Source organism: Pseudomonas sp. ZY71 (assembly GCF_036542145.1).
GTDB classification, from domain to species: Bacteria; Pseudomonadota; Gammaproteobacteria; order Pseudomonadales; family Pseudomonadaceae; genus Aquipseudomonas; species Aquipseudomonas koreensis_A.
Genome location: NZ_CP144274.1, coordinates 4,884,321 through 4,897,885, shown reverse-complemented (window position 1 = coordinate 4,897,885; position 13,565 = coordinate 4,884,321). Strand labels below are relative to the sequence as shown.

13 protein-coding genes are annotated in these 13,565 nt (G+C 60.3%); 10 read left to right on the top strand and 3 right to left on the bottom strand.

What is annotated here, in order from left to right; genetic code table 11:
* The first annotated feature begins 182 nt into the window (after positions 1–182).
* The 10 genes from VY732_RS21660 to VY732_RS21615 all read left to right on the top strand — a co-directional run bounded on the left by VY732_RS21660 (position 183) and on the right by VY732_RS21615 (position 11,451).
* On the top strand, positions 183–899 hold the full coding sequence (locus VY732_RS21660; protein ID WP_331691722.1) for a FadR/GntR family transcriptional regulator: 717 nt from the start codon (positions 183–185) through the stop codon (positions 897–899).
* Positions 900–1,031: 132 nt separating this feature from the next.
* Positions 1,032–1,907, top strand: a complete 876-nt coding sequence (locus VY732_RS21655; protein ID WP_331691721.1) for an SMP-30/gluconolactonase/LRE family protein — start codon at positions 1,032–1,034, stop codon at positions 1,905–1,907.
* 271 nt (positions 1,908–2,178) lie between these two features.
* On the top strand, positions 2,179–2,997 hold the full coding sequence (locus tag VY732_RS21650; RefSeq protein ID WP_331691720.1) for an SDR family oxidoreductase: 819 nt from the start codon (positions 2,179–2,181) through the stop codon (positions 2,995–2,997).
* 136 nt (positions 2,998–3,133) lie between these two features.
* Positions 3,134–4,138 carry a substrate-binding domain-containing protein gene (locus tag VY732_RS21645; protein WP_064120360.1) on the top strand — a complete coding sequence of 335 codons (1,005 nt, stop codon included), beginning with the start codon at positions 3,134–3,136 and terminating at the stop codon, positions 4,136–4,138.
* A 53-nt stretch (positions 4,139–4,191) separates the two neighbouring features.
* Positions 4,192–5,736 carry an L-arabinose ABC transporter ATP-binding protein AraG gene (gene araG, locus VY732_RS21640; protein ID WP_331691719.1) on the top strand — a complete coding sequence of 515 codons (1,545 nt, stop codon included), beginning with the start codon at positions 4,192–4,194 and terminating at the stop codon, positions 5,734–5,736.
* 12 nt (positions 5,737–5,748) lie between these two features.
* On the top strand, positions 5,749–6,717 hold the full coding sequence (gene araH, locus VY732_RS21635; RefSeq protein ID WP_042704903.1) for an L-arabinose ABC transporter permease AraH: 969 nt from the start codon (positions 5,749–5,751) through the stop codon (positions 6,715–6,717).
* A gap of 434 nt (positions 6,718–7,151) precedes the next feature.
* Entirely contained in the window at positions 7,152–7,865 is a 714-nt protein-coding gene (locus VY732_RS21630) for a GntR family transcriptional regulator (RefSeq protein WP_212621310.1), read from the top strand.
* On the top strand, positions 7,862–8,860 hold the full coding sequence (locus VY732_RS21625; protein ID WP_331691718.1) for an ADP-ribosylglycohydrolase family protein: 999 nt from the start codon (positions 7,862–7,864) through the stop codon (positions 8,858–8,860). Before VY732_RS21630 ends, VY732_RS21625 begins: the two co-directional genes overlap by 4 nt.
* A gap of 199 nt (positions 8,861–9,059) precedes the next feature.
* Positions 9,060–10,526: a purine-cytosine permease family protein gene (locus VY732_RS21620; protein WP_116030460.1), complete on the top strand. Its 1,467-nt coding sequence runs from the start codon at positions 9,060–9,062 to the stop codon at positions 10,524–10,526.
* Positions 10,519–11,451: a PfkB family carbohydrate kinase gene (locus VY732_RS21615; protein WP_331691717.1), complete on the top strand. Its 933-nt coding sequence runs from the start codon at positions 10,519–10,521 to the stop codon at positions 11,449–11,451. Before VY732_RS21620 ends, VY732_RS21615 begins: the two co-directional genes overlap by 8 nt.
* Before the next feature lie 143 nt (positions 11,452–11,594).
* Here VY732_RS21615 and VY732_RS21610 read toward each other — a convergent pair whose 3' ends face one another.
* From VY732_RS21610 to VY732_RS21600, 3 genes are all read right to left on the bottom strand, one after another.
* On the bottom strand, positions 11,595–11,852 hold the full coding sequence (locus tag VY732_RS21610; RefSeq protein WP_331691716.1) for a hypothetical protein: 258 nt from the start codon (positions 11,850–11,852) through the stop codon (positions 11,595–11,597).
* A 44-nt stretch (positions 11,853–11,896) separates the two neighbouring features.
* Entirely contained in the window at positions 11,897–12,238 is a 342-nt protein-coding gene (locus tag VY732_RS21605) for a hypothetical protein (RefSeq protein WP_008085503.1), read from the bottom strand.
* 82 nt (positions 12,239–12,320) lie between these two features.
* Complete coding sequence (locus tag VY732_RS21600) at positions 12,321–13,517, bottom strand: MFS transporter (protein WP_331691715.1); 1,197 nt, start codon at positions 13,515–13,517, stop codon at positions 12,321–12,323.
* Positions 13,518–13,565: the final 48 nt, after the last annotated feature.

Genomic DNA, 13,565 nt, shown 5'->3' with positions numbered 1-13,565 from the left:
CTTGTAGGAGTGAGCCTGCTCGCGATAGCGGTGGATCAGTCAATACTTATGGTGACTGACATACCGCTATCGCGAGCAGGCTCACTCCTACACTGATTTGTGTTCCTGCAGTAAATCCTTATTGACGCGCAATCGTATGATGATTAGCTTGATCACCCATCGCGATCCGCTTTGAGGTGTTCATGTCCAGCAGCTTTCATGCGTCGACCGTTGACTGGCTGGGTAGCTGGATCGCCGCTGGCCAGGTCAAACCCGGGCAGACCATCAAGGTCGAGGCCGATCTGGGCGAACAGCTCGGCGTCAGCCGCACGGTCATCCGCGAAGCGATCAAAACCCTCGTCGCCAAAGGCATGCTCGAAGTCGGGCCGAAGGTCGGCACCCGCGTGCTGCCGGTACGGCGCTGGAATCTGTTTGATCCACAAGTGGTCGGTTGGCTTTCGCGCAACGGCTTGCCGGAAAACTTCGTCGATGACTTGCTCGACCTGCGCCGCACCATAGAGCCGATGGCCGTGCGCTGGGCATGCGAGCGGGCGACCCTGGAACAGATCGAAGCGGTGCAACTGGCCTATAACGCCCTTGAGCATGCGGTCGACAGCGGCATCGATTACAACCGCGCCGATCAGGTCTTCCACGAATGCATTCTCGCCGCCAGCCATAACCAATTCATTGAACAAATGGTCCCGGCGCTCGGCGCGTTGCTCGCTGTGTCGTTTGAAGTTTCTGCGGCCGACCCGGATGAACTGCGCCGCACTTTGCCGATCCACAAAGACATGGCCGACGCCATCGCCGCCCGGGATTCTGCGCGGGGCGTGTGGGCGTGCATGACCCTGATCGACAACGCAGACCTGGCGATCAAACGCTTTTACCCGAAAGTCATGGCCGACAAAAAAGCCGGCTAACACCCAGATCCCCTGTGGGAGTGAGCCTGCTCGCGATAGCGGTAGATCAGTCGCATTGACGTCAACTGACACTACGCCATCGCGAGCAGGCTCACTCCTACAGAAAATCACAAGAACAATGGAGACTGTTATATGCCGTGGACCGCCCTGACCCAACACCGCGCCCAGCTCGGTGAAGGCCCGTTCTGGGACGCGCCAACCCAGGCGCTGTACTGGGTCGATATCGCCGGCAAACAGGCCCTGCGTCTGATCGGCCAGAACGTGCAGATCTGGCAAATGCCCGAGCACGTTTCCGCGTTCATCCCCTGCGCCAGCGGCGATGCGCTGGTGACCCTGAGCAGCGGCGTCTACCGCCTCGATCTCGACTCCCCAGGCCTCGAACCGCGCCTGACACTTTTCTGCGTCGCCGACCCGCAGCCCGGCAATCGTCCCAACGAAGCCCGCTGCGATGGCCAAGGTCGTCTGTGGCTCGGCACCATGCAAAACAACATCGGCGAGCAGGGCGAAGATCTGCCGATCACCCGTCGTTCCGGTGGTCTGTTCCGGATCGATCCGGATAAACGTGTGACGCCGTTGTTGCGCGGCCTGGGTATTCCCAACACGCTGCTGTGGAGCGATGACGGCACCACAGTTCTGTTCGGCGACAGTCTCGATAGCACGCTGCACCGCTATTTCATTCACACCGACGGCAATCTCGATGTCGCGCAAGTCTGGTATGGCCCCGATCAGCAGGGCGGCCCGGACGGTTCGGCGATGGACGCCGAAGGCTATATCTGGAATGCCCGCTGGGATGGCAGTTGCCTGCTGCGGCTGACGCCGGATGGCAAAGTTGATCGCAGAATCGATCTACCGGTCAGCCGCCCGACCAGTTGTGTGTTCGGCGGCGAAGACCTCAAAACCCTGTTCATCACCAGCGCCCAGAGCCCGCACAACCATCCATTGGATGGTGCAGTGCTGTCGATGCGCGTGGATGTCGCAGGAAAACTCTGTACGCGCTTTGCGGATTAAATCCCAAAATATGGGATGCAAAATTATATATTGAGATTATTTGGCGGTCGGGTTTATAGTCGGCTCCAGCAGTAACACGCACTCACACTTAAAAAGAACAAAACAGGTGAAGTGATGCAGCGAATGTCTATCGCACTCCCGCGTGGAGTCCGCGTCTCGCAACGGCTCGATGCCGTCGGCCGCGCCTGCCTGTTTCGTTCAAACCGCCTTCCAGACCGGACATCGGCAGATGCCCGGTTTTTTTGTGCCTGCGAAACAGGAGTCCTGATCCATGGCTGAACCCCTTTCCCTGCCGCCGGTGCCCGCGCCGCCGAAGGGCGCGCGTCTGAAAAACAAGGTCGTGCTGCTGACCGGCGCCGCGCAAGGCATTGGCGAAGCAATCGTCGCGGCCTTCGCCTCGCAGCAAGCGAAGCTGGTGATCAGCGATATCCAGGCTGAGAAAGTCGAGCAGGTTGCCGCGCACTGGCGTGGGCAAGGCTATGACGTGCAGGCGCTGAAGGCGGATGTCTCGCGTCAGTCTGATCTGCATGCCATGGCCAAACGCGCTGTTGAACTGCATGGGCGCATCGAAGTGCTGGTCAACTGCGCCGGGGTCAACGTATTCCGCGACCCTCTGGAGATGACCGAAGAAGACTGGCGTCGCTGCTTCGCCATCGATCTGGACGGCGCCTGGTTTGGCTGCAAAGCGGTGCTGCCGCAGATGATCGAGCAGGGCGTTGGCAGCATCATCAACATCGCCTCGACCCATTCCAGTCACATCATTCCTGGCTGCTTCCCGTACCCGGTGGCCAAGCACGGTTTGCTCGGCCTGACCCGCGCACTCGGCATCGAATACGCCGCGAAGGGGATTCGCGTCAACGCCATCGCGCCGGGCTATATCGAAACGCAACTGAACGTCGATTACTGGAACGGTTTCGCCGACCCGCACGCCGAGCGTCAGCGTGCTTTCGATCTGCACCCGCCGAAACGCATCGGTCAGCCGCTGGAAGTGGCGATGACTGCGGTGTTTCTGGCCAGTGATGAGGCGCCGTTCATCAATGCTGCATGCATCACCATCGATGGTGGGCGCTCGGTGATGTACCACGACTGAGCACAGTGGCTTTCATGCGGATAAATCCGTTTGCAATCCAATCATCATACGATATGACTATTGTCAGAAGATTTTGCAGGAACACGCTTTAACGCTTTTCAAACATTGCTCAAAAAAAATAACAAGGAGTCAGCTTATGAAACGTCGTTTCGGGATTCGTACCCTGTGCAGTACCGCCCTGGCGGTTACCGCGTTCAGCCTGAGCAGTGCGCTGCTCGCTGCCGACACCGTGAAAATCGGTTTCCTGGTCAAACAGGCGGAAGAACCGTGGTTCCAGACCGAGTGGGCCTTTGCCGAGAAAGCCGCCAAGGACAAGGGCTTCGAACTGATCAAGATCGCAGTGCCGGATGGCGAGAAAACCCTGTCGGCCATCGACAGCCTTGCCGCCAACGGTGCCAAGGGCTTTGTGATCTGCCCGCCGGACGTCTCGCTCGGCCCGGCGATCATGGCCAAAGCCAAACTCAATGACCTGAAGGTGATTGCTGTCGACGACCGTTTCGTCGACGCCAACGGCAAGTTCATGGAAGACGTGCCATACCTCGGCATGGCCGCGTTCGAAGTCGGTCAGAAACAGGGCAACGCCATGGTCGCCGAAGCGAAGAAGCGTAACTGGGACTGGAAAGACACCTACGCGGTGGTCAACACCTACAACGAACTCGACACCGGCAAGAAGCGCACCGACGGTTCGGTGAAATCCCTGGAAGACGCCGGTATGCCGAAGGATCACATTCTGTTCGCCGCGCTGAAAACCCTCGACGTACCGGGCAGCATGGACGCCACTAACTCGGCGTTGGTGAAACTGCCGAGCGCGGCGAAAAACCTGATCATTGGCGGCATGAACGACAACACCGTGCTCGGCGGCGTGCGCGCCACCGAAGCCGCCGGTTTTGCCGCGGCCAACGTGATCGGTATCGGCATCAACGGCACCGACGCCATCGGCGAACTGAAGAAACCTAACAGCGGGTTCTTTGGCTCGATGCTGCCAAGCCCGCACATCGAAGGCTACAAGACCGCAGAGATGATGTACGAGTGGGTGACCACCGGCAAAGAACCGCCGAAGTACACCGCGATGGACGACGTCACCCTGATCACCCGCGAGAACTTCAAGCAAGAGCTGGAAAAAATCGGCCTGTGGAACTGATGCCGCGACGGCCCGGGCAGCCGGGCCGTGTTTCGGTGTGAAGAGGTGGCTTTATGCACGCGCAAGTACAAACACAACAACACAGCGCCAGCGGCAGCCTGCGCTTCAACGGGATCGGCAAAACCTTTCCCGGAGTGAAGGCGCTGGACGCGATCAGTTTCGTCGCCCATCCGGGGCAGGTTCACGCCTTGATGGGCGAGAACGGCGCCGGCAAGTCGACCCTGCTGAAGATCCTCGGTGGTGCTTACATCCCGAGCAGTGGCGAGTTGCAGATCGGCGAGCAGACCATGGCGTTCAAGTCGACGGCTGACAGCATCGGCAGCGGTGTCGCGGTGATTCACCAGGAGCTGCATCTGGTGCCGGAAATGACCGTCGCCGAGAACCTGTTTCTCGGCCATCTGCCGGCCAGTTTCGGTTTGATCAATCGCGGCGCGCTGCGCCAGCAAGCGTTGAATTGCCTTAAAGGTCTGGCCGATGAAATCGATCCGCAGACCAAAGTCGGGCGCTTGTCCCTCGGCCAGCGGCAATTGGTGGAAATCGCCAAAGCGCTGTCGCGTGGTGCTCACGTCATCGCTTTCGACGAACCGACCAGCAGTCTTTCGGCCCGTGAGATCGACCGCTTGATGGCGATCATCGGCCGCTTGCGCGACGAGGGCAAAGTCGTGCTCTACGTTTCGCACCGGATGGAAGAAGTGTTCCGCATCTGCGACGCGGTGACGGTGTTCAAGGACGGTCGCTACGTGCGCACCTTCGACGACATGAGCCAGTTGAGCCACGATCAACTGGTGACCTGCATGGTCGGGCGCGACATTCAGGACATCTACGATTATCGCCATCGTCCACGCGGCGCCGTCGCGTTGAAGGTATCTGGGCTGCTCGGCCCGGGCCTGCGTGAACCGATCAGTTTCGAGGCGCACAAAGGCGAAATCCTCGGCCTGTTCGGACTGGTCGGGGCAGGGCGCACCGAGCTGTTTCGTTTGCTCAGTGGTCTTGAGCGCAACACGGCCGGACGCCTCGAATTGCGCGGTCATGAATTGAAACTGCGTTCACCGCGCGACGCGATTGCGGCGGGGATTCTGCTGTGTCCGGAGGATCGCAAGAAGGAAGGCATCATCCCGCTGGCCAGCGTTGCCGAAAACATCAACATCAGTGCACGCGGCGCACATTCCGGCCTCGGTTGCCTGATTCGTGGTTTGTGGGAAAAGGACAACGCCGACAAACAGATCAAAGCGCTGAAAGTGAAAACCCCGCACGCCGGTCAGCAGATCAAATTCCTCTCCGGCGGCAATCAGCAGAAGGCCATTCTCGGTCGCTGGCTGTCGATGCCGATGAAGGTCCTGCTGCTCGACGAACCAACGCGCGGCATCGACATCGGCGCCAAGGCTGAGATCTACCAGATCATCCATAACCTCGCCGCCGAGGGTATTTCGGTGATCGTGGTGTCCAGCGATCTGATGGAAGTGATGGGCATTTCCGACCGCATTCTGGTGCTCTGCGAAGGCGCCCTGCGCGGCGAAATCAGCCGTGACCAGGCCAATGAATCCAACCTGCTGCAACTGGCTTTGCCGCGCCACCGCGCTGACGGCGTGGCGAACTGAGAGGTGACTATGATGACAACCCAAAACGAAACCCTGCCCAAAGAGCGCAAACCTCTGGACATGCGCCGCTTCCTTGATGACTGGGTCATGTTGCTGGCGGCGATCGGCATCTTCATCGCCTGCACGCTGCTGATCGATAACTTCCTTTCGCCGCTGAATATGCGCGGTCTGGGCTTGGCGATTTCCACCACCGGGATCGCCGCGTGCACGATGTTGTACTGCCTGGCATCGGGGCACTTCGACTTGTCGGTGGGCTCGGTGATTGCCTGCGCTGGCGTGGTCGCGGCGGTGGTGATGCGTGACACCAACAGCGTGTTTCTCGGGGTCAGTGCGGCGTTGGTGATGGGCCTGATTGTCGGGCTGATCAACGGCATTGTGATTGCCAAGTTGCGCGTCAATGCCTTGATCACGACGTTGGCGACCATGCAGATCGTTCGTGGTCTGGCGTACATTTTTGCCAACGGCAAAGCGGTGGGCGTGTCGCAGGAATCGTTCTTTGTCTTCGGCAATGGCCAGTTGTTCGGCGTGCCGGTGCCGATTCTGATCACCATCGTCTGCTTTCTGTTTTTTGGCTGGCTGCTGAATTACACCACTTACGGGCGCAACACCATGGCCATCGGTGGCAACCAGGAAGCGGCGCTGCTGGCGGGTGTGAACGTTGACCGGACCAAGATCATTATCTTTGCCGTGCATGGCGTGATCGGTGCGTTGGCGGGGGTGATTCTGGCGTCGCGGATGACCTCCGGGCAGCCGATGATTGGTCAGGGGTTTGAGCTGACGGTGATCTCGGCTTGTGTGTTGGGCGGGGTGTCGTTGAGCGGCGGGATTGGCATGATCCGGCATGTGATTGCCGGGGTGTTGATTTTGGCGATCATCGAGAATGCGATGAACCTGAAGAATATCGACACGTTTTATCAGTATGTGATTCGTGGGTCGATCCTGCTGCTGGCCGTGGTCATTGACCGACTGAAGCAACGCTAGAATCAAGAGCCCCTCACCCCAGCCCTCTCCCGGAGGGAGAGGGGGCCGACCGAGGTGTTTTGCGTCCTGCATCGACTTGAAAGACCTGGTCGATTATGGAATCGGAAAAGCACTTTCGTGTCGATTGTGGATTCGGCGAAGCACTTTCAGGTCGGCGAACTTCTTGAGCATCCCCCATTCAGTCCCCTCTCCCTCCGGGAGAGGGCTAGGGTGAGGGGAAGGGTCGACCGAGGTGCTCCGTCGACTGAAAAACCTCGTCGATTATGGATTCGGTAAAGGACTTTCAGGTCGGCGTACTTCTTGAACATCCCCCATTCAGTCCCCTCTCCCTCCGGGAGAGGGCTAGGGTGAGGGTGCTTTTGACTTTCAACCTTCTGTCTCTTCCCCTAAATTTCCCTTGCTCGCCCACACCCGTTTCAGGTATCAATTTGTACATGATTAGACAGGTACGATTTGACAAGAAACAACGGGTGGTCGACGAACTCGTCCGGCGCATCGAAAGCGGCCTCATGGAGGACGGCTTTCTGTTGCCCGGCGAACATCAGTTGGCTCAAGAATTCCAAGTCAGCCGCGGCACGCTGCGCGAAGCGCTGGCCGAACTGAAACGGCGCAATTACATCGCCACGCAAAGCGGCGTCGGCTCCATAGTCACCTTCGACGGTGTCGCGCTGGATCAGCGCAGCGGCTGGGCGCAGGCGCTGGCTGACAGCGGCGTACTGATCAACACCGAAGTGCTGCGCCTGGAAGCCGTGACCCGACCCGATCTGCTCTCGCGGTTCGGCACCGACCAATTCATCACCCTCGACCGCCGTCGTCGCTCCAACGACGGCACGCTGGTCTCCCTCGAACGCTCATTGATGCCGGCCACCGGCGGCCTGGAAAGCCTGCCGCGCGTCGGCCTGATCGACAATTCCCTGACCATCACCCTGGCCGCCTACGGCTACATCGGCGAGCGCGGCGATCAATGGATCGGCGCCGAACCGTTGAATGCCGAAGACGCCGCTTTGCTTGGCCGCCCTGAGGGCACGGTATTCCTCAAAGCCCTGCGCACCACCTACGACCGCCAGAACCGTTTCATGGAGCTGGTCGAAAGCCTCCTCGATCCGGTGCATTTCCGTCTGCACCTGCAATTCGGAGAATCGAAATGACCGCGCTCAACCGTGCCCTCGGCGCTTTCTACGGCCTGGCCCTCGGTGATGCGCTGGGCATGCCGACCCAATCGATGAACCGCGAAACCATCAAGACCCGCTTCGGCCAGATCACCGATTTGCAGGATGCCGGCCCCTTGCAGCCGATCGCCGCGAACATGCCCAAAGGCTCGATCACCGACGACACCGAACAGGCGATTCTGGTCGGCGAGTTGCTGGTTGAAGGCAAGGGCCGCATCGAGCCGGCAATCCTCGCGCAACGCCTGATCGAGTGGGAAGCCGAGATGCAGGCCAAGGGCTCGCAGGACTTGCTCGGGCCGTCGACCAAACGCGCGATCGAAATGATCCTTGCCGGGCACTCGCCGGAAGAGGCCGGGCGTTACGGCACCACCAATGGCGCGGCGATGCGCATCACGCCAGTGGGGATCGCGGCAGATGTTGCCGATCCTCAACGCTTTATTGCGGCGGTTGTGCAGGCTTGCCAGGTCACGCACAACACCACGCTGGGGATTTCCAGTGCGGCGGCGGTGGCAGCGGTGGTATCCGCTGGCATCAATGGCATGGACCTCGGCGAGGCGTTGAACCTCGGTCAGCAAATCGCTCAGCAAGCCGAGGCGCACGGGCACTGGGTCGCCGGTGGGCGTATTGCTTCGCGCATCAGTTGGGCGCGCACCATCAGTGTCGATAGCGACAAGGCTTTACTGGCCGATCTGCTCTACGACGTGATTGGCACTTCGGTGGCGTCGCAGGAATCGGTGGTGGTTTCGTTTGCACTGGCACAGCAAGTCGCGGTGGGTGAGATGAGCGCGTTTGATGCGCTGTGCATGGCCGCCAGTCTTGGTGGTGACACTGACACCATCGCGGCGATTCTTGGCGCGATGCTGGGGGCCTGCCTGGGTCTTGAGAGTTGGCCTGTCGAGATGATCGAGACGGTTAAGGCCGTTAATCATCTGGAGCTTGAGCCGTTGGTGCAGGGGCTGTTGGCTTTGCGCTGATTGGGCTGACGCCTTCGCGAGCAGGCTCGCTCCCACATTGGATTTGTGGCGTTCACATAACCCTGCTCGCGAAGGCCGCACCGCAAATTTCGAATTTTCAACCCGCAATGGATCGCGCAGACAGGCCGAGGACGGCCGCGATGTCTTGTCGTTTTGCATCATTGCCACAACCACAAAAAAGGCAAACAGGAGCACCTTCATGAGTTCATCAAACGCCGGGCAAAGCGCCGGGCAACTGGAAACCCGCGGCATCGAACCGGTGCCGGAAGCCGAGTGCAATGGCCATCCGCTGCAACTGTTCTGGGTCTGGTTCGCCGCCAACATTTCCATCCTCGGCCTGCCGCTGGGCGCCACGCTGGTGGCGTTTCGCGGGCTGGCGATCTGGCAGGCGATCATCGTCGCGATCATCGGTGCTGCCGGTTCGTTCGCGGTGGTCGGGATCATCTCGATTGCCGGTCGCCGTGGCCGCGCGCCGAGCCTGACCTTGTCGCGGGCGATCTTCGGCGTACGCGGCAATATCGGCCCGACACTGGTCTCGCTGATGTCGCGTCTCGGTTGGGAAACCGTCAACACCACCACTGCCGCATTCGTGCTGTTGTCGCTGTGCTCGATTCTGTTCGGCTCACCGGTCGAAGCGAAAAGTGCGCCGATACTGACGCTGATCTTCATCGCCATCTTCGTGCTGCTGACTCTGTCGGTGTCCGGCCTCGGCCATGCGACCTTGCTGGTGATCCAGAAGTGGGCGACCTACGTGTTCGGCGCGCTGAACATTCTCGTTGGCGGCTTCCTCTGCGCGACCATCGACTGGAGCGCGGTATTCAACGCCACGCCGGCGCCGATGAGCGCAATGATCATCGGCATTGGCACCATGGCCGCCGGCACTGGCATCGGTTGGGCCAACGCTGGCGCCGACATGTCGCGTTATCAGCACCGCAGCGTCAAGGCTGTGCGTCTGGTCGCGTCTGCCGCATTCGGCGCGGGTATTCCGCTGGTGCTGCTGATCACCCTCGGCGGCTTGCTCTCGGTGGGCAACAACGACCTCGCCTCGGCGACTGACCCGATCGTGGCAATTCGCGACATGCTGCCAACCTGGATGGCCGTGCCGTACCTGATCACCGCATTCGGTGGCTTGCTGCTGTCGAACAACCTGTCGGTGTACTCCGCCGGGCTGACCACGCTGACTCTCGGCCTCAAGGTCAAACGCGTCTACGCGGTAGTGGTCGATATCGTCGCGATCTTCGCCGGTTCGATCTACTTCATGCTGATCGCCGACAGCTTCTACGGCCCGTTCATTACCTTCATTTCCCTGCTGGCGGTGCCGATCACTGCGTGGGTCGGGATCTTCGTCGTCGACCTGATTCACCGTCATTATTACAGCCCGAAAGACCTGCTCGACGTCAGCCCGAGCAGCGCCTATTGGTATCGCGGAGGCATCGAGTGGCGTGCGTTCGGTGCATGGGCGATTGCCATCGTCCTCGGCTTCAGTTTCACCACCATCGGCACCACCGCTGAAAACGTCTGGTTCAAAGGCTTCCTGTCCGACTCTTGGCTGGGCCACAACGGCCTCGGCTGGATCGTGACCTTCGTCGTCGCCGGTGGCATTTACTTCGTCCTCGGCGGGGCGAAAGATCGCCGCGCCGCGCAAACCGAGAATGCTCATGCCTAAGATGTTGCACACCGGCCAGGTCATCATCGACCTGGTCATGGCCGTGGATAAACTGCCGCAGATTGGTGGTGACGTGCTGGCGCAGTCGGCGGGTTTCGAAGCGGGTGGCGGTTTCAACGTGATGGCGGCGGCGGTGCGCAATGGCCTGCCGGTGGTGTATCTCGGTCGCCATGGCACTGGGCGTTTCGGTGATCTCGCGCGCCAGGCGATGAACGCCGAGGGGATTCACATCGGCATCACCGAACCCGCACAGAAAGACACCGGTTTGTGTGTGGCGCTGACCGATGCGTCGGCCGAGCGCAGTTTCATTTCCTACATCGGCGCTGAAGGTGAAGTGACTGAGGCGGATCTGAACAGCGCGCCGGCCGAGTCGGGCGATTACGTTTATCTCAGCGGCTACAGCTTGCTTCACGAAGGCAAGGCCCAAGCGTTGCTTGACTGGACGTTGGCGCTACCGGACTCCATCAATGTTGTGTTCGATCCGGGCCCGTTGGTGGAATCGCCGGACTCGCCGCTGATGCAGGCGCTGTTGCCGCGCATCGATGTGTGGACCAGCAACAGTGTTGAAGCACTGCGGTTTACTGGTGCTGATGATATTGGCGTGGCGCTGGATCGTCTCGCTGAGCATTTGCCCAAAGCAGTGCTGATGGTGGTGCGGGACGGGCCGCAGGGTTGCTGGATTCATCAGGGCGATGAGCGTCGGCATGTGCCGGGGTTTGCCGTGAAAGCGCTGGACAGCAACGGCGCCGGTGATGCTCATGCCGGGGTATTTGTCGCCGGGTTGGCGCAGGGCTTGTCTGCCCATGAAGCGGCGCGGCGGGCGAATGCGGCTGCGGCTTTGGCGGTGACGCGCTGGGGGCCGGCGACCTCGCCGGGGGCGGCTGAGGTGGATGCGTTTATCCGCGAGTCCGGCGGCGCTTGGTAGATAGCTTTCGCGAGCAGGCTCGCTCCCACAATGGAATGCATTTCAAATGTGGGAGCGAGCCTGCTCGCGAAAGGGCAATTAGTTTCAACACAAAATTCAATCCTGGATACCGCTCGCCGCATCGGCAACGAGCGGCCGCAGGACTACTGCAGATCCAGCTTGCGCGCCGCCTCAACGCCAGCCGCACTGAGCTTGATCGGCAGGTTCAACGAATGCTCGCCGGCCTCGTTGCAGGTCACATGACCGTGATGAATCAGTCCGCGATCCTGCAGGGCGGCGAGGGCGCTGGCCACGACTTTCTCGCCCCGGTAATTGTCCAGCACCTCCTTGCCCAGACCAGTCGGATGGGCGTGCAGCAGGCGGGTGAGGACTTCTTTTTCCAGGTTTTTATCGACGTTCATGGTTACCTCTTCATTGGATTGAATAGGACGCTCGCGTCGGCGAACTACTGACCGGAGCCTTCGGAACCGGAGCCACCGGTGGTGGTTTTCGAGCCGATGCCGGGGCCAGCATTGTCTGGCGTTGCGGGGGCATCGGGGGTGTTCATGCCGCCCTGACGGCCCGGATCACTGCCCTGAGTGCGCGGATCGGTACCGGTCGCAGGAGGCTGATTGATCAAAGGCACGCCGGAGCCATCGGTATTCATGCCGGGGGCACTGTTGATGGCGGGGGCGCGTGGCGGGGTCGGGTCGGTAGGGCCAGTGCCCGCAGCGGTGGCGGATGCGGCGAAAACCGCAGGGCAGAGCAGGGCGCTGAATACGAAAGCGGTCAACCTTGACGGGATCATAGGGCGTCTCCAGTGATTGGAATCCTTACCTGTCGTTGGTCTGCCCTGTGATCGGATTGGTGCCTGATGAGCGACGAACGGTCTAGGTTGCCTGCGCGGCTTTCAGACTGATCCGCCGCCAGAGCAAGCGGCCAAGGGTAATCAACCAGTTGGCCAACGCGACGATCAAAACCGTCAAAAGCAGCGTGCTCATGCCGTGCTCAACGATGATTTTCCCGGCCAGCAACGGGAAACCAAACACACCGATAAAGTACGCCAGACTGAACAGCAACAAGGCCTGTGAAGTGGTGCCGGCCGGTGCTTCGTTGGCCGCCAAACCGTTGATCACCGAATAGGTCAGGCCATAACCGACGCCGAGCATCACCGCTGCCAGCAGATAACTGAAGCCGCTGTGCACGCCGAACGCGAACAGCACAATCGAAGCCAGCATCAGTCCGGACAACAGACACGACGCGCGCAGCGGATCACGTTTGACCACATAACCTGCGATCAACATCCGGCTGCTGATGGCCGCCCCCATGAAACCCAGAAAGAACAGTGAGTAATCCAGCGAGCGGGCGGTGGCATAGCTGGTTTGGAAACTCGACAGACCACCGAACACGCATCCGCCGAGACCGACCATGATGATCGGGAACAGTGCGCGCGAGCCGAGCACTTGGGTGGTCGCTCGCCAAGTGATTCTTGCGGCCGAGGTTACTTGCGTGCTTTTCAATCGAGCCCCGAGTTGCCAGAACAACAGCACGCCAACCAGGCTCGCCAGTGCCGCCAGGTAAAACGCCGAGGTCACTGGCAACCCCAAGGCACTGGCTGCACGCCCGAGTAATGGGCCGCTGCCAATGCCGGTCATCATGCTGCCCGACAACAGCGCGAAGTATTTCGCTCGTTGCGCCGGCGTCACCAGACTGGCGACGATGATCGGCCCCAACGTATAGAAAACGCCCCAACCCAATCCCAACAGCAAGCCGAAAAACAACAGCAGATGACCGAACCCCTGCGTCAGCGCAAAGCCCAGACTCGCCACCACCAGCAACAGCCCGAACACTGCAATCGAGCGCGCCGCCCCGAGCCAGTCCGACAAATGCCCGGACACCAGCACCGCGACAAACGTACTGAGCATCGCCGCCGAAATCACACTGCCGGCATCGTGTTCATTGCCGCCGCGAGAAGCGATCAGCAGCGACAACAAAAACGTCGAGCCATAGGACAGCGACAGCAGATAACTGGCGAGACAGAACAAGCCGAACAGCTTGCCTGAAACCTTGGATGTTACTGGCGACATGACGCGGTTCCTTGACCGGAAAAATTCAGCGCCGTCTGTTTAACACGT